Source organism: Synechococcus sp. CS-1329 (genome assembly GCF_025128055.1).
Taxonomy (GTDB): domain Bacteria; phylum Cyanobacteriota; class Cyanobacteriia; order PCC-6307; family Cyanobiaceae; genus Regnicoccus_A.
In genome coordinates this window covers 123,224-138,937 of record NZ_JAHLYS010000036.1, presented here as the reverse complement: position 1 = coordinate 138,937, position 15,714 = coordinate 123,224, and the positions used below count along the sequence as shown (strand labels likewise).

14 protein-coding genes are annotated in these 15,714 nt (G+C 67.6%); 9 read left to right on the top strand and 5 right to left on the bottom strand.

The features are described 5' to 3' along the window. Positions 1 to 394 precede the first annotated feature (394 nt). The gene (locus tag KQ304_RS09075) at positions 395 to 670 is read left to right on the top strand and encodes a DUF1971 domain-containing protein (RefSeq protein WP_259736766.1); all 276 of its coding nucleotides are present in this window, start codon (positions 395 to 397) and stop codon (positions 668 to 670) included. Here the strand turns inward: KQ304_RS09075 and KQ304_RS09070 are convergent. Next, a complete protein-coding gene (locus KQ304_RS09070; protein ID WP_259736765.1) occupies positions 661 to 939 on the bottom strand; it encodes a hypothetical protein in 279 nt (92 codons plus the stop codon). The genes KQ304_RS09075 and KQ304_RS09070 overlap by 10 nt on opposite strands. 26 nt (positions 940 to 965) lie before the next feature. Here KQ304_RS09070 and KQ304_RS09065 point away from each other — a divergent pair, with 26 nt between their 5' ends. From KQ304_RS09065 to modB, 3 genes are all read left to right on the top strand, one after another. Beyond that, positions 966 to 1,106, top strand: a complete 141-nt coding sequence (locus tag KQ304_RS09065) for a hypothetical protein (protein ID WP_259736764.1) — start codon at positions 966 to 968, stop codon at positions 1,104 to 1,106. 82 nt (positions 1,107 to 1,188) lie between these two features. Continuing rightward, on the top strand, positions 1,189 to 1,962 hold the full coding sequence (gene modA, locus KQ304_RS09060; RefSeq protein ID WP_259736763.1) for a molybdate ABC transporter substrate-binding protein: 774 nt from the start codon (positions 1,189 to 1,191) through the stop codon (positions 1,960 to 1,962). After that, positions 1,959 to 3,812, top strand: a complete 1,854-nt coding sequence (gene modB / locus KQ304_RS09055; protein WP_259736762.1) for a molybdate ABC transporter permease subunit — start codon at positions 1,959 to 1,961, stop codon at positions 3,810 to 3,812. Before modA ends, modB begins: the two co-directional genes overlap by 4 nt. Here modB and KQ304_RS09050 read toward each other — a convergent pair. Next, positions 3,802 to 4,989, bottom strand: coding sequence for an FAD-binding oxidoreductase (locus KQ304_RS09050; RefSeq protein ID WP_259736761.1), 1,188 nt, complete (start codon positions 4,987 to 4,989; stop codon positions 3,802 to 3,804). The two genes, modB and KQ304_RS09050, sit on opposite strands and share 11 nt — an antisense overlap. A 14-nt stretch (positions 4,990 to 5,003) precedes the next feature. Between KQ304_RS09050 and KQ304_RS09045 the strand changes: the two genes are divergently transcribed. Continuing rightward, a complete protein-coding gene (locus tag KQ304_RS09045) occupies positions 5,004 to 6,356 on the top strand; it encodes a four-carbon acid sugar kinase family protein (RefSeq protein ID WP_399228936.1) in 1,353 nt (450 codons plus the stop codon). A gap of 4 nt (positions 6,357 to 6,360) precedes the next feature. On the opposite strand, the gene KQ304_RS09040 is transcribed toward KQ304_RS09045, so the two are convergent. The 3 genes from KQ304_RS09040 to KQ304_RS09030 all read right to left on the bottom strand — a co-directional run bounded on the left by KQ304_RS09040 (position 6,361) and on the right by KQ304_RS09030 (position 11,300). Next, on the bottom strand, positions 6,361 to 7,746 hold the full coding sequence (locus tag KQ304_RS09040) for a (Fe-S)-binding protein (protein ID WP_399228934.1): 1,386 nt from the start codon (positions 7,744 to 7,746) through the stop codon (positions 6,361 to 6,363). A 5-nt stretch (positions 7,747 to 7,751) separates the two neighbouring features. Further along, the gene (locus tag KQ304_RS09035; RefSeq protein WP_259736781.1) at positions 7,752 to 9,773 is read right to left on the bottom strand and encodes an acyltransferase family protein; all 2,022 of its coding nucleotides are present in this window, start codon (positions 9,771 to 9,773) and stop codon (positions 7,752 to 7,754) included. 75 nt (positions 9,774 to 9,848) lie between these two features. Further along, a complete protein-coding gene (locus tag KQ304_RS09030; RefSeq protein WP_259736759.1) occupies positions 9,849 to 11,300 on the bottom strand; it encodes an NADP-dependent isocitrate dehydrogenase in 1,452 nt (483 codons plus the stop codon). A gap of 156 nt (positions 11,301 to 11,456) precedes the next feature. Between KQ304_RS09030 and KQ304_RS09025 the strand changes: the two genes are divergently transcribed. From KQ304_RS09025 to KQ304_RS09010, 4 genes are all read left to right on the top strand, one after another. Then, positions 11,457 to 11,912 carry a hypothetical protein gene (locus KQ304_RS09025; protein ID WP_259736758.1) on the top strand — a complete coding sequence of 152 codons (456 nt, stop codon included), beginning with the start codon at positions 11,457 to 11,459 and terminating at the stop codon, positions 11,910 to 11,912. A gap of 77 nt (positions 11,913 to 11,989) precedes the next feature. Beyond that, the gene (locus KQ304_RS09020) at positions 11,990 to 12,703 is read left to right on the top strand and encodes a heme oxygenase (biliverdin-producing) (RefSeq protein WP_259736757.1); all 714 of its coding nucleotides are present in this window, start codon (positions 11,990 to 11,992) and stop codon (positions 12,701 to 12,703) included. Between the two features lie 54 nt (positions 12,704 to 12,757). Beyond that, positions 12,758 to 13,816, top strand: coding sequence for a glycosyltransferase family 1 protein (locus tag KQ304_RS09015; RefSeq protein WP_259736780.1), 1,059 nt, complete (start codon positions 12,758 to 12,760; stop codon positions 13,814 to 13,816). 31 nt (positions 13,817 to 13,847) lie between these two features. Continuing rightward, entirely contained in the window at positions 13,848 to 15,683 is a 1,836-nt protein-coding gene (locus KQ304_RS09010; RefSeq protein ID WP_259736756.1) for an ABC transporter ATP-binding protein, read from the top strand. The last annotated feature ends 31 nt before the right edge of the window (positions 15,684 to 15,714 follow it).

The following is a 15,714-nucleotide window of genomic DNA, read 5'->3' as shown; positions in this document are numbered from 1 at the left end:
GTATTGCCATGTAAGACCCCACAGTGCACTGGGAGGCAGAACTCCCCAAGAGGTCTACACTGAGAGAGAACCCTGTTCCTCCCGTCCTGGGCTAACGATGTCAGGGGCCGAAGCTGTCCAATAAAAGGCACCCACCTCACAATGCCTAGGGCTCATGCCCCCGTTGACCTTGACTGTTTCCTGAGCTTATGAGAGGCCACTGTTTCTGAAGCTTTATGAGCCAGACTTCTGCTAACTCGCTAACAGCCAGAGCTCTTTTCAGCGCTCATGCTGCAACGACCTGAGCGATGGAGTGCTCAAGGTGCATCTTGGCCTTGGGCCCGGGCTTTGATCCTTCCTGTGGAGATCTGGGAGCCTACGCCTTAACCTTGGCACTCCTTGATAGGGCTATGCCATGAAGTCTCTCCCGGCGCAGCTCAATGCTTATCAGAGAACTCCTGAATTCACTGAGCTCACAACACCTTCTGGCCTGCTTCATGGGCACAGCACAAAGGAGTCGGTCTGGGGCAGGATCGTTGTTCTTGAAGGTAGGCTGCAATACACCATCGATGAGCCTGAGCGGGAAGTTGTGGTTCTTGATCCTGATGTTGTTGGTGTCGTTGAGCCGGCCATGCTCCACTCGGTCAGGCCCTTGGGTGCGGTTCGATTCTATGTGGAGTTCTACCGGTAATCAATTCTGTCTATGGTCCAGTTGGCGCTGCTCTTGTTGGTCTTGGCCAGATCCAGCACTGCGCTCTGGAGATGGCCTTGATTCATCTTGCACAGGCACTGGGTTCGAATCTGGTGGGCCTGTCTTCGGCTTGCTTTAATGGTTGTCGAGCTGATTGCCTTCAGCAGGGAGCTCCCGTGACAGGCCGGATCACCGATGACCTTCTCCGCAACTTTGAGACGCGGCTGATCACGCTGGAGCACATCTTCTGCCTGGCTGAACGAGTTCAAACGGATAGGAGCGCGGCCCTGCAGGAATGGCCGGCCCCCACTCCTGCATGGAGGGCAGCAGGGCCTTGCTGGCGGAGATTGAGAGCGACAACTCCCGGCTGGAGGAGGGCAAGCGCACGCCCTCGGTTCTGGCCTCTCCTGCCACACGGTGGTTCGCTTCGCTGTGAGCAAGGATCTGATGCCCCATGGGATACGTGCGGCGTGATCAACGGCCGGCTGGGCTGATCGATGCTGCGCTGCAGGCCCTGGTTGAGTGCGACGCTGCTGGCTGGGCTGGCTGGGCTCGCTTCCGCCTGCAGTGAGGCGCCCGCCCCGAGGCCGCTGCTGGTGGCGGCTGCGGTGAGCCTGGCGCGTCCGCTCCAGGACATCGCGGCGGCTGAAGCACCCGGCTCGCGCACCGGTCCACCACTGCAGTTTCACTTCGCCTCCTCGGGCGCCCTGCAGCAGCAGATCCTGCAGGGGGCGCCGGTGGATGTGTTCCTTTCGGCTGGCCAGCGTCAGATGGATGCGCTCCAAGGCGCTGGTCGCTTGCTGCCCGGCAGTTGCCGCGAGCTGTTCAGCAATGAGCTGGTGCTGGTGGTGCCCGCTCGCTCCAGCCGGCGGACCCTCAGCTTCGAGGGCCTGGCGGGGCCTGAGCTGCGCTCGATCGCCATCGGTGATCCATCGGCTCCGGTGGGTGATTACGCCCGTCAGGTGCTCAGCGCCCTGGGTCTGAGCGCCGCGGTGACTCCCAAGCTGGTGCCGCTTGGCTCCGCCCGCGCCGTGGCCCAGGCGGTGGCCCAGGGGCATGTGCAGGCAGGCCTGGTGTACCGCAGCGAGGCCCAGGCGGATGACGGTCTGCGCATCACCGCCGCAGCACCCGCCGGCAGCCATGGTCCGATTCGCTATCTGGGCGCTGTGCTCACCTCTAGCGGCAACCCGGCCGCCGCTCAGGCCTATCTGCGCAGCCTGGCGGAACCCCCCGCCCGCGAGAATTTTCGCCGCCATGGTTTTGGGGTCCCTGAGCCCTCCCCCCAGCCGTGAGCGCGGGCCTTCCTGATCTTTCCCCCCTCTGGCTCTCCCTGCGCAGTGCCGCCCTGGCGGTGCTGCTGGTGGTGCCCCTGGGGTTTCTTGCGGCCCGTCAGGTGAGCCTTTGGCAGGGTTCCCGCCGCGCCGCCGCCGACCTGCTGCTGCTCTCGCCCCTGGTGCTGCCGCCCACGGTGCTGGGCTTTCTGCTGCTGCAGCTGCTGGGGCCCTACGGGCTAGTGGGTGCTGGGCTGACGCGCCTGGGGCTCGAGATCGTCTTCAGCTGGCCGGCCACGGTGCTCAGCTCGGCGGTGGTGGCCTTTCCACTGCTCTATCGCACCCTGCTGGCGGCCTTCGATCAGATGGATCCCTCGCTGGAGGCGGTGGCCCTCAGCCTCGGGGCGTCGCCCTGGCGGGTGCTGCGGGCGATCACGTTGCCGCTGCTGCTGCCGGGCCTGCTGGCGGGGATCAGCCTTGCCTATGCCCGGGCCCTCGGTGAATTCGGCACCACGCTGATGCTGGCGGGCAACATCCCCGGCCGCACCCAGACCCTGCCCCTGGCGATCTACGCGGCGGTCGATGGCGGCGACCTTGCCCTGGCCTGGTTCTGGACCGTGATGGTGCTGATCCTCAACGGCCTCTGCCTGCTGCTGGTGCAGAGCTTCCAGGGCCGGCGGCTCAGGCGGCCGCAGCGCGCCCTGGAGCTGGCGGAGCCCGTTGCTCCGTTGGCTGCGGTAGCGGTGGCTGCCACTGCTGGGGCTGCCGGCCCGCTCCGGCGTCCGGCGCCGTTTCGGCTGGAGGTGGACCTGGAGCAGCAGCGGCCAGGGTTCCAGCTGCAGTTGCGCTTCAGCAGCAGCTGCCCGCGCCTGGCGATCCTCGGGGCCTCAGGGGCGGGCAAGAGCCTGCTGCTGCGCGCTCTGGCCGGGCTGGAGCGTCCGGATCGGGGGTGTCTTCGCCTCAATGGTCGGCTGCTGTTCGAGAGCCAGAGCCGCCTCAATGCCCCCCTGCAGCGGCGGCGCATCGCCATGGTGGTGCAGCACCACGCCCTCTTCCCCCACCTGAGCGTGGAGCAGAACGTGGCCTTCGGGCTCGCTGGGCTGGGGCGCCACCAACGCCAGACGCGGCTGCGAACCCAGCTGGAGGCCATGGGCCTGACGGCCCTCGCCGCTCGCTTCCCCCACCAGCTCTCGGGCGGCCAGCAGCAGCGGGTGGCCCTGGCCCGCGCCCTGGTGATCGAGCCTGATCTGCTGCTGCTCGATGAGCCCCTCTCCTCCCAGGACGCTTACCGGCGCCGTCAGTTGCAGCAGCAGATGATCGAGCAGCTGCAGCGCAGCGGCGTGCCCTTCCTGCTGGTCACCCACGACATTGACGAGGCCTACCGCATGGCCGATGACCTGCTGCTGCTCGATGGGGGGCGCCTGATCGCCCATGGCCCCCGCCAGCAGGTGTTCCAGCAACCGGGATCACCGGCGGCGGCTCGCCTCACCGGTTGCAAGAACATCACCCGGGTGGAGCTGCGCAGCAGCGGTGACCTCTGGGCGCCAGCCTGGGGTCTGGCGCTGCGGCGCCGGCGGCCCTGGCAGAGCGGCATCACCCATGTGGGTCTGCGCGCCAATCACCTGGAGCTGCGCGCCGCCGCCGATCCGGCCGAGCCCGGTGAGCTCAATGCCTGGCCCTGCCGCCTGCTGGAGGTGAACGAGAGCGCCCTGAGCGTGTCGGTGTATGTGCTGGCGCTGGGGGCCCCAGGGGCCCCCAGCAGCCCGCTGCAGGTGGAGATCAGTGCCCGCGCCTGGCGGCGCCTGGCGGCGGCGGGCACGCCCTTGATCCTCTCGATCCCCGAAACCTGCCTGATGCCCCTCAGGGCCTGAGCGGATCGCGCACTCCGGGCAGACGCCCGCGGGCCAGCTGCTGCTTTGGGTCGAACTGGGCCTTCACCGCTTCAATCATCGGCTTGGAGGGCACGTCATCCCAGGCCGGCACATGGCCCCCCGGCGGCTGCTGCAGCACGGTGAGCACCCCGCCCCGGGCCACGCAGCTCCGCCGCAGTTCCTCCACCCGGTAGGCGGGCAGGTCGGAGCCGGCCCAGCCATCACCGAGGCCGCTGCCCGCCCCCAGCACCACCGGCAGATCCCTCAGCACCCGCTCCGCCAGCAGTGCAGCGGTCTGGGAAGGAAGGGTGCCGAAGCGCAGCAGCCAGCCGCCCGGCTCAGGGTGGCCGAGGGCCACGGCCCGCAGGGCTTCCAGCCGTTCCGGATCCAGCGGCTGGCCCCGCAGCCCCAGCTGTTCGGCGCGGGTGCGGATCTCCAGGCACTGGGCCCGCAGGGCGGCATCACTGACGCTGGCCAGCCCCAGCAGCAGGGCGTGCTGCGGATCCGCACCGGCCTGGGTCGCCACCGCCGGGCTCCACCAGTCGATCAGTTCGGGGGTGAGGCTGGAGCTCAGCAGCCAGCGGCGCAGCTCATCAAGGGGGCCCAGCTCCCCCTGCAGCAGCAGGCCCCGCCGCTCCGGCGGCTGGGGGCTGGTGCGCAGGGTCACCTCCGTGATCAGGCCGAGGGAGCCCCAGCTGCCCGTGAACAGCCGCATCAGGTCGTAGCCGGCCACGTTCTTGACCACCTTGCCGCCGGCCCGGGCGGCCACCCCATCGGCCCGCAGCAGACCGATGCCGATCAGCTGGTCGCGCACGCCCAGGTAGCGCTGGCGCAGCCCTCCGGCCATTCCCCGGGCCACCAGCCCCCCCACCGTGCCGGCCCCATGGCCCTCGGCATCGCTGCCCCAGGGCCAGTCGATCGTCAGCCACTGGTTCTGGCGGCGCAGGGTCTCCTGCAGGTCCCGCAGCGGGGTGCCCGCCTCCACCGTCACCGTGAAATCACCGACGGCGTGCTCAAGGATGCGGTTGAGCCGCTGGCAGCTCAGCACCGTGCTGGTGTCCTGCACCGGCGGCCCCCAGTGCAGGCGGCTGCCGCTGCCGGCGGGCAGCCAGGGCGTTCCCTCCGCGTGCAAGGCCTGCACGAGATCAGCCAGATCGTGGGGCTCGGGGGTGATCACGGCACGATGGTGCCATGGCCCCCAGGCCTTCCCCCGCCGCAGCCGGTTTGAAGATCATCGTCCTGGATGACGACCCCACCGGATCCCAGTCGGTGCATGGCTGCCTGCTGCTGCTGCGCTGGGATCAGCCCACGCTCCAGCGGGCCCTGCTCGACCCCTCCCCCCTGCTGTTTCTGCTCAGTGACACCCGCGCTCTCGAGCCCCGGCAGGCCGCTGAACGGGTGGATGACATCTGCGGGGCCCTGCGGGAGGCCTTATCCGGCCCGGGCTCCTGGCTGCTGGTGAGTCGGGGTGATTCCACCCTGCGCGGCCATTTCCCCCTGGAGATCGATCGGATCGCGGCGGCACTCGGTCCCTTTGGGGCCACCCTGCTGGTGCCGGCCTTCCTGGAGGGAGGACGCACCACGGTGGAGGGGGTGCATCTGCTCCACGGCGAGCCGGTGCATCACTCGGCCTTCGCCGCCGATGCCCGCTTCAGCTACCCCACCAGCCACCTGCCCGCCTGGGTGGAGCACAAGAGCGGGGGTGAGCGGCGGGCCGAGGCGGTGCAGCGAATCACCCTGGCGGAGCTGGAGCCGGCCGGCCACCAGGCCCTGGTGGATCGCCTCCTGGCCCTGGATGGCAACCCTGTGGTGGTGGTGGACGCCCAGCGGCCCGAGCACCTCCAGGCCCTGGCTGAGGCGGTCCGGGCGGTGCTGCCACGGCAGCGTTTGCTGGTGCAGTCGGCGGCGAGCCTGCTCCAGGCCCTCGCCGCCCTGCCGCCCCAGCCGCTCTCGCCAGCTGAGCTGGCCCACTGGCGCCGCAGCGCGGCCCCGGGAGCGGTGCTGGTGGGCTCCCATGTGCCCCTGAGCGATCAGCAGCTGCAGCCGCTGCTGGCTGAACCCGCCTGTGCCGCGGTGGAGCTGCCGGTGGAGCGGGTGCTGGCCGCAATCCGGCGGGACGGCGCGGAACAGGCGCTCGAGCCGCTGCGCCAGGAGTTGCAGGAGCGGCTGGAGCAGGCCTGGCGCTCGGGCCGCACGCCGCTGTTGTTCACCAGCCGGGGCGAGAGGCCCTGCCGCGATGCCGGCGAACGCCAGCGTCTATCGCTCAGCCTGGCGGGGTTGATGGCCCGCCTGGCCGCCGGCCTGCCGCCGGAGCTGAGCTATCTGATCAGCAAGGGCGGCACCACCAGCCAGACGCTGCTCCGCGATGGTCTGGCCCTGGCCGCCGTACGGCTGGAGGGACAACTGCTGCCGGGCCTCTCACTGCTGCGCCTGCCGGTCGATCACCCGCGCTTCCCCCAGTTGCCCCTGCTGACCATGCCGGGCAACCTCGGCGACTCAGGCAGCCTCCGCCAGGCCTGGCGGCTGATGGAGGCTGCCGGCTGAAGCCTCAGCTGCCGGTGGCGCTGCGCATCAGCAGCTCCACCGGATGGGCCACCGGGATCGGGCGGGCCGTGCTCTCCATGTGCTGGCGGATCTGCAGGCTGCAGCCGATGTTGGCGCTCACGGCCAGATCGGCGCCGGTGCCGCTGAGATCGGCGGCCTTGATCCGGCCCAGTTCGGCGGCTTCATCGGGCTGCACCAGGTTGTAGATGCCGGCGCTGCCGCAGCACACGCCCGCTTCGATCGCCTCCACGATCCGCACATGGGGGATCTGCCGCAGCAGCTGCCGCGGCTGCAGGCTCAGCCCCTGGCCGTGGAGCATGTGGCAGGCATCGTGGTAAGCCAGGCGCAGCGGGCGATCGGCGCTGGCGGGGCTGCCATCACCATGGCGCAGGGGCTGGAGCCGCCCCACAAACTCCTCGCTCAAGCCCACCCGCTGCAGGAACTCCTGAATGTCGGCCACCTGGGTGGCGAAGGCGCTGCCCCGGGCGGCCCACTCCGGTTCCCCCGCCAGGATCTCATCGAGCTGCTTGAGGGTGTGACCGCAGCCGGAGGCCGCCACCAGCACGGCATCAAGGGGTTCGGGGCCCGCCGGCCGACCCGCGCCGATCACCGCCTCGAAGCTGCTGAGCAGATCTTTGGCCAGGGAGCGGGTCTGCTCCAGTTCCCCCTGGTGGTGGGTCATGGCGCCGCAGCAGTTCTGCTCGGGAGGGACCACCACCTCGATGCCGTTGGCACAGAGCAGCTCGATCGCTGCCCTGTTCACCGCCGGATCAAACAGCCGCTGCACGCAGCCCGTGACCAGCCCCACGCGGTAGCGGCGGCGGCCCCGGGCCGGGATCAGGGCCGGGGCCGAGGCCCCGAAGGCTTCGGGTTGCAGCGCCGGCAGCAGCCGCTCCATCGCCTCCAGCTGGGGGCCCAGCAGGCGGGTGAAGCCGCTGCGGCGGGTGAAGGCCTGCAGCGGGGTGCCCGCATAGAGGCGCAGGGGTTGCAGCAGGGCCCGCAGGCGCGCGGGGTAGGGCAGCAGCTGGAACAGCAGCGCCCGGAAACTGCGCTGCCAGGGACTGCGCAGCTCCGGCGCGTTCAGCTTCGGCCGGGTGGCGGCGATCAGCTCGTCGTAGCGCACCCCCGAGGGACAGGCCGACACGCAGGCCAGGCAGCCCAGGCAACTGTCGAAATGACCCGCCACGGTGGCATCGAGGGACAGTTCACCGCGATCGATCGCCTTGAGCATGTGGATCCGCCCCCGGGGCGAATCCATCTCCGTGCCCAGCACCCGGTAGCTGGCGCAGCTGGGCAGGCAGAAGCCGCAGTGGATGCAGGGGTCGGTGGGGTTGGCCTCTGCATCGGCAGCACGGGCCATGGCGTCGGGGCCGGTGGATGGACTGCTCATGGGCCTCAGTCTGCCCGGTTTGCCGCCGACTCAGGTGCTGGTGTTTCGCCTGGGGACAGCAGATCCAGCAACGGCCGCTTCAGCTGCCGTACCGCTGTGTCGGTGAGATGGTCGTCGTCGGCCAGCAGCTTGCGCATGTCGGCGAGGGAGCACCCCTTCGGGCAGATCCACCGCATCGGATCGATGAAGCGAACGCCGGCGGGCAGGGCCTGCCTCAGCTGTGCATTCATTCTGCTGGCGTCGATCGCTTCCACCCGGAGGGCCTCCAGACAGATCTCGTTCCAGCGCGCCGGCCGGAACCACTCCGGCAGACAGGTGTCCCGTCCAATCAGCCTTGGCCCCGCCCCGATCAGGATGACCTGCAGACCGGCGGCTTCGGCCTTCGCCGAAAAAGCTCCCAGCGCCTCGGTGTAGAGCGCCGTCTTGTCTGCGCTGCCGCGGACGGGCTCTCCGCTTCGATCCAGGAAGCCATCCCGGCTGGCCTCCAGGCCGCTGCCCAGGTGGCTCAACTGATACCCCGCGATCAGCACGGCGTCGCCGGGCCGGCCGACGGCACGAATCTGCTTGGCGACGTTCCGCTGGAAGCGCGCGCAACCTGGATCCAGGTGCCCATGGGCGGTGGCGGGGAACGGACAGCCTGCCTTGGTCAACAGCGTGATCCCCAGCCCGCTCTGGTGCAGGTCGGCGGCCAGCGGAATCAGGGCCGCGGCGTGGCTGTCTCCCACCACAAAGAGGGTTCTGGCCTCGGCCCCGCTGCCCGAAGGCGGGGCGGCGGAGCAGACCTCGAATTGCGCCGCGATCTGGCGTCGGTTGAGTCGCTTCTTGCGATTGACCAGACAGTCGGATCCGGTGATGGCCGTACCGGCGATGCGCTGCTTCTGGCGTTGCTCCGAGAGTGTGGCCGGCCGCTCACCTGCGTAGAGAGTGCTGCCCAGCCCATCGCTGATCAGCAGCAGCAAGGCGGCGGCGGCGGCGTTGAGACCGAAGCCGATCAGAATGGAGCGGCGGTTGTCGGCCGTCCACGGCTTCGAGCCGAATGGAGTCTCAATCCACCGGTAGGAGGCTTCAGCCAGCCCCAGGATCAGCAGCAGCTGAACCGGCACACTCCAGGCATGGATCCCCACGGTCCAGCGACTGAGGGCAATGACACTCCAGTGCCAGAGGTACAGCGAGTAGGAGATCAGACCGAGACGCAGCACCGGCGGCCAGGTCAGGATCCGGCCGAGCGACGACTCTCTCCGCAGGGTCGTGATCAGGGCGCAGGTCGCCGCCACACTCACCAGCAGCGGGATCGGTCCCTGGTCCTGGGGCAGCAGGGTCACCCCCACCAGAGCGGAGAGCGCCCCCCAGGCCACCCAGTCGCCAGCTCTGGCCTGAGCTGGATTCAGCCGCTGGCCCTGCCAGGGCGAAGCCATCAGACAGCCCACCGCCAGCTCCCAGACCCTGGGGCCGGGCAGGAAGAAGGCTGCGGAAGGATCCAGCTCGCGGCGGTGCAGGAACAGGAGAAACGAGAGGGCGGCCAGCACGGCCATCCCGAGGCGGAAACGCCGGCGACCCGCAGCTCCGTCCCGACCGAGACCGAGCTGCCAGACCGCCAGGGGAAAGATCAGATAAAACTGATAATCGACCCCCAGATACCAGGTCTGGGTGAAGGTGTTGAGCAGCCCGCTGGAGCCGAAGTAATCGGTGGCCTGATCGAACAGAAACAGGTTCGAGCCACCGGCCAGTGCCAGCAGTCCGGTCCAGAGTGAGTCGGCTGGATCTGGAACGACCAGGCAGGTCAGCAGCGCCGTGACCACGACACAGACCGCCAGGGCCGGCACCAGCCGCTGGATGCGCCGGCGGTAGAACGCCGCCAGAAAGGCCCCGCGGCTGTGGGCCGGTTCCTTCCGCTCCAGTGATCGCGTGATCACATAGCCGGAGATCACGAAAAAGACGTCGACCCCGATGAAGCCGCTGGGCAGAAGCGACTCGTTCAGGTGATTGAGGATGACCGCAACGATCGCCACGGCCCGGAGGCCGTCAATTTCGCCCCTGCGGCCGCCCTGCTGCGAGGTCTCCCCGATGGCCTGACTCCCAGCGAGAGGCGACCATACCCGTCCTCAGCTGCCACCGCCAAAGTGGCTGATCACCGCCTCGGCGAAGCCGGAGCAGCTCACCGGCTCCACCCGAGGCTCCATCAGTCGGGCGAGGTCGTAGGTGACCTGGCCGTTGACGATCGAGGCGCTGATGCCGTTGGTGATCAGATCGGCAGCCTCCTGCCAACCCATGAATTCGAGCATCATCACGCCCGAGAGGATCACCGAGCCGGGGTTGATGCGGTCGAGGCCGGCGTGCTTGGGGGCGGTGCCGTGGGTGGCCTCGAAGATGGCGGCGTGATCGCCGATGTTGGCCCCCGGCGCCATGCCCAGGCCGCCCACCACCGCGGCGGCGGCATCGGAGATGTAGTCGCCGTTGAGGTTGAGGGTGCAGAGCACGGAGTACTCCTGGGGCCGGGTCTGGATCTGCTGGAAGATGCTGTCGGCGATGCGGTCGTCGACCAGCACCATCGATTTCCACTTGCCGTAGCCGTGGCTCTCGCCGATGGCCGCCAGCACCTCCTTCACCTCGCTGTCCACCGCCGCTTTTTTCTCGGGGGTGAGGCTGTCGTAGCCGGGCTCGATCAGGCGGGCGTTGTCTTCGACGCTGAGGCCGTGGTTGCGGGCGAGGTTGTCGAGGATCCAGCTCTCGCGCTCGGTCACGCAGACCTCGCGGAACTCACTGGTGGCCAGCTCATAGCCCCAATCCCGGAAGGCCCCCTCCGTGAATTTCATGATGTTGCCCTTGTGCACCAGGGTCACGTGGCGCTTGGCGCCCTCCAGCTTCATGGCGTGCTGGATCGCCTTGCGCACATGGCGCTGGGTGCCGGCCTTGCTCACCGGCTTGATGCCGATGCCGGAACCGGCTGGGATGGTGCGCTTGCCCAGCTTGCCGTTGGCCGGGATCACCACGTCGTTGAGGTGGGCGATCAGCTCCACACACACCGGATCGCTGGCTTCCCACTCGATCCCCATGTAGATGTCTTCGGTGTTCTCCCGGTAGACGATCACATCAAGGTCCTGGGGCCGCTTGTGCGGGCTGGGGGTGCCGGTGTAGTAGCGGCAGGGGCGCACGCAGCAATAGAGATCGAAGATCTGGCGCAGGGCCACGTTGAGCGAGCGGATGCCCCCGCCGATCGGAGTGGTCAGCGGTCCCTTGATCGCCACCCCGTACTGCTCGATGGCGGTGAGCGTGTCCTGGGGCAGGTACTGATAGGTGCCGTAGAGCTCGCAGGCCTCGTCGCCGGCGTACACCTTGAACCACTCGATCCGGCGTTCGCCGCCATAGGCCCTGGCCACCGCCGCATCCAGCACCCGCTGGGTGGCGGGCCAGATGTCCACGCCGGTGCCGTCGCCGCGGATGAAGGGAATGATCGGATCATTCGGCACCACCGGCAGGCCGTTCTCGAAGCGGATGGGGCTGCCGCTGCTGGGCGGGGTCAGCTGGTCGTAGGCGGGAGCTGGGGTGGACGCCATCGGCGGCAGATCATGCGAGGTGAGTGCGGATGAGGCAGGTGGACCGTGCTCATCCGCCGACTATGACTCGCAGCGGCCTGCGGCACGCTGCAGCATGGAATCGGTGGGGCGAGCCTAAGTTCAGCTTCATTCGCACGTCTGCTCAGGGGAAACGCCATGAATGCGGCAGACCTGGCCCGCAGTCCGGAGATGGCCCAGGCCATCGCTTCCGCGGCCGGCCTGTTCCGGCGTCATTTCCCCGATGCCAGGGCCAACCTCACCCCCTGGCGCGACGACCCCGTCACCCGGCGTTTCGCTGAGGAGGAGTCGGTGGACCTGGCCTTCCACTTCCCGGGTTGGAGCCCACGACTGCAGTGCCGCAGCCTGCTGATGCAGCTGCGCCTCGCCGCCGCCCCCGCTCCGGCCCAGGGCACGCCGCCGCGCTTGCTGGGGGTGGTGCTCAACGGCATGACCTTCCAGGGGGAGCAGTGGCGGCTGGCCACCGTGGGCGACTGGTGCCCCAGCGGCCCCAACCTGCCCGAGGCCGAGGTGGTGGAGAAGTTGCAGCAGGTGTGCCGCGAGTTGTTCGCCCTGCTGGCCCGCGATCCGGACCAGCAGGAGCGGGCCGCTTAAACCTTCGCAACCAACCTGGGGCCTCGCCGCCCATCAGCCCTACGTTGATTGTTCCGTACAAACAGCACCCGGCTGAGATGGCTGTCGACCTGGCGTCCCAATTGCGCGAAGGCACCAAGAAAGCGCACACGATGGCCGAGAACACCGGCTTCGTGACCTGCTTCCTCAAGGGGGTGGTCGACAAGATCAGCTACCGCAAGCTGGTGGCCGACCTCTACTTCGTCTACAACGCGATGGAAGAGGAGATCGGCAAGCTCAAGGCTCACCCCGTCGTCGGCCCGATCGCCAGCGATGCCCTCAACCGCCGCGCTGCCCTTGAGGCCGACCTGGCCTTCTACTTCGGCTCCGACTGGCGTCAGCAGGTGAGCCCCACCCCGGGCGCTGAGGCCTATGTGGCCCGGCTGCATCAGGTGGCCTCTGAATCCCCCGAGCTGCTGGTGGGTCACCACTACACCCGCTACATCGGCGATCTCTCCGGCGGTCAGATCCTCAAGAACATCGCCCAGAAGGCGATGAATCTGGGCGATCACGATGGCCTGCGCTTCTATGAATTCGACGCCATCCCCGATGAGAAGGGATTCAAGGCGAATTACCGCACCAGCCTCGATCAGCTGCCGATCGATCAGGCCATGGCCGATCGCATCGTGGCCGAGGCCAACCATGCCTTCCACCTCAACATGGTGATGTTCCAGGAGCTGGAAGGGAACCTGGTGGCCGCCATCGGCAAGGTGCTCTTCGGCTTCCTCACCCGCCGTCAGCGCACCGGCAGCACCGAAGCCGTCGTGGCCTGAGCTCAGGGCCGGTCACGGCCTGAGCCAGAGTCGTTGGCGATCGAGCCGGATCCCGTGCGACCCCTCCGCTTTCTGGTGCCTGGCACCACCGGCCGCTTCCGCTGCGGTGGCCTGCAGGTCGAACTGCAGACGGCCCAGCTCACCGCCTCGCTGCGGCCGACCTCGGTCGTGACCTACCGCCAGCGCGAAGCCGACCAGCCTTTCCTTGATGATCTGCTGGCGCGGGAGGAGCCTCCGGCCCACAGCCTCTGGATCGTCAGCTGGGGTTTTGATGTGCCCCGGCTGTTGCGCCGGCTGTGCGGTCGGCCCGTGGCTTACCACGCCCACAGCAGCGGCTATGGTTTTGGGCTGCCGCCCGGTGTCCCTGTGCTGGCGGTGAGTCGCAACACCCTTGGATACTGGGGGGAGAGGGCCGCCCGCAATCCCCTCTTCCTGGTGCCCAATGCCCTGGAGGCTGCGTGGTTGGAGCGGGGGGAGCGTCGGCGCGAGCAGGGCGCCGCGGGGCCACGCCCCATCGACGTGCTGGTGCAGGAGCGCAAGTGCAGCGCCTACGTGCTGGATCGGCTCGTTCCTGCCCTGCGGGCCAGGGGGCTGCGGGTGGAGGTCCAACGGGGCTGGGTGGAGGACCTGGTCGGTCTGTTCAACAGCGCTGCGGTGGTGCTCTACGACTCGGCCGACTACTGGCGGGGGCGCGGCGTCAGCGAGGGTTTCGGACTGCCGCCGATCGAGGCCCTGGCCTGTGGTTGCGTCCTGTTCAGCAGCCTCAATCACGCCCTGGCCGACAGCCTTGATCCCGGCCTGCTCGGCCATCAGATCGGCTGCGGGACCATGGAGGCTGATCTGGAGCGGATCGCGGCGGCCGTGGCTGACCCCGGCGCTTGGCTTCCCCCGCCGGCACGGCTGGAGCGGCTGCTGGAGGGCTGCTCGGAGCTGGCGCTGCGACACCGCTGGGAGCGGGCGCTCGAGGAGATGGATGCCCACTGGAGCCGGCTGCTCCAGGGTCAGGCTGCGGCCCTGCGCTCGCCCCCCGGCTGGAGCCTGAGGCTGCGGCAGGTGCGGGGGCGGCTAAGGCGCTGGCCGCTTCGGGTCGGGAATGGTGGTCGCCTCCCATAGGGTTGTGACCACCGTTGAGTCCGTCAGGCGATTGAACCCGCTCTCGAAGAGCCGGACGTACCGACAGCTGCGCACCCTGCTCACATTCCTGCCCCGGGAACGGATCAAGCAGCTGAAGATCCTGGTGCCTCTGTCGATTCTGCCTGGTCTGATCGACCTGGCCTCCGTCGGAGTGATCGCTCGGTTGATGGGAGCGCTCGTCGGCCGACCCCTTGAGGATCGCATCCCCGGGGTGCGCATTTTCGGCGGTGATGAGATCGACCAGAGCATCTGGCTCATCCTGCTGTTTGCCCTGCTGGCCTGGGCGGCCTCGTTCAGCAAGCTCGGTCTGCAGTTCTTCCAGCAGCGCCTCACGGCCAGGGTATGGATCGACCTTTCAAATAAGATCCATGCCAATGTTCTGGCTCAGGGTTATGAATATCACCTTTCAAGGAGCACGGCCAAATTATCGGCGATGCTGCTGAGCCATATCAAAAAAACGTCTAATTCGGTAGTCAATCCTCTGCTGAAGATGTTTAGCAGTATCTTCTCGATTCTGTTGCTTTCCTTCGGGGTGCTGGTGATCGGCCGCTGGTCGGCTGTGGTGCTGATCGTGTCGCTGGTCGGCTCCTATCTGGTGCTCTCACAGCTGATCACCCCCTACCTGCGCCATGCCTCCAAGCAGAAGCTGCGGCTGGAGGCCCGCACGGCCCACATCCTGCTCGAGTCACTCGGCTCCATTCGCGACATCAAGCTCACCGGCTCAGAAGCCTTCTTCCGCAAGGCTTTTATTGAAACCGGCGAAAAGGCCAAGGAGTATGCCTGGTCGGCCGAGCTGTTGCCGGTGGTGCCCCGCTTTTTGATTGAACCCTTGGGCATCACCCTGATCTTCGCTGTTGGCGCTGTTCCTGCTCTGCTGAATGGGAATCGCTCCAGCGTCACGGAGATCATCCCTTTCATCTCCTCTCTGGCGATTGCAGCCCTGCGACTCACTCCCCCTCTGCAGGAGTTCTTCAGTTCGCTCAACCAGCTGCGTGGCGGTCTGCCGGTGATCGACAAGACCATTGAGTACCTGACGCTGCCCGCGGGACTTCCGGTCCTGGGGGATCCTGGTGTTCCCTCCCCCAAAGGCGTGATGCCCACACGCACGATCGGACTGGAGGATGTCTGGTACGCCTATCCGGGCTCCCATGACTGGGTGCTCAAAGGGATTGATCTCAGCATTCCCGTGGGCTCCCGTGTGGCGTTCGTGGGGGCCACCGGCAGTGGCAAAACCACCACGGCCCAGCTGCTGCTGGCTTTGCTCAGCCCCGGCAAGGGCCACCTCTCCCTCGATGGCATTCCCGTCTCCAGCTTCGACGTGCCGGCCTGGCAAGCCTGCTGCTCCCAGGTTCCTCAATTCATCAATCTGCTGGATGCCAGTGTTCTTGAGAACGTGGCTTTCGGCCAGCCTGCCGATGAGATCGATCAGGATTCGGTCTGGGCGGCACTGGAGGCCGCCCAACTGGATGAATTCGTCAGTGAATTTCCCTATGGCCTGCACACCCCGATCGGAGAGAACGGGCTGCAGTTGTCCGGTGGGCAGCGCCAGCGCCTCGCTCTGGCACGCTCATTTTATCGAGGTTCGGAGTTTCTGCTGCTGGATGAAGCCACCAGTGCCCTCGACAATCGCACCGAGAGTGATGTGATTGAAGCCCTTGATGTGATCGGTCGGAGATGTACCACTGTGGTGATCGCCCATCGCCTCTCCACGGTGATGCGCTGCGACCGCATCTATGAGTTCCACCAGGGCCGAATCAAGGCGTCCGGTAATTTCCGCGAATTGGTGGAACGCTCCGATTCCTTCAGGGATCTCGCCTCGCTGGAGCGCAAACTCGTTGGATCCTGATCCTTAGCTTCTCCTGAGCTTGGCGGGTTCA

Excerpts from the sequence above, each read along its gene's own strand:
- KQ304_RS09065 (WP_259736764.1), top strand. The coding sequence starts at position 966 with ATGGCCGGCCCCCACTCCTGCATGGAGGGCAGCAGGGCCTTGCTGGCG.
- KQ304_RS09020 (WP_259736757.1), top strand. The coding sequence starts at position 11,990 with ATGGCTGTCGACCTGGCGTCCCAATTGCGCGAAGGCACCAAGAAAGCG.
- KQ304_RS09030 (WP_259736759.1), bottom strand. The coding sequence starts at position 11,300 with ATGGCGTCCACCCCAGCTCCCGCCTACGACCAGCTGACCCCGCCCAGC.
- KQ304_RS09045 (WP_399228936.1), top strand. The coding sequence starts at position 5,004 with ATGGCCCCCAGGCCTTCCCCCGCCGCAGCCGGTTTGAAGATCATCGTC.
- KQ304_RS09075 (WP_259736766.1), top strand. The coding sequence starts at position 395 with ATGAAGTCTCTCCCGGCGCAGCTCAATGCTTATCAGAGAACTCCTGAA.
- KQ304_RS09025 (WP_259736758.1), top strand. The coding sequence starts at position 11,457 with ATGAATGCGGCAGACCTGGCCCGCAGTCCGGAGATGGCCCAGGCCATC.
- KQ304_RS09040 (WP_399228934.1), bottom strand. The coding sequence starts at position 7,746 with ATGAGCAGTCCATCCACCGGCCCCGACGCCATGGCCCGTGCTGCCGAT.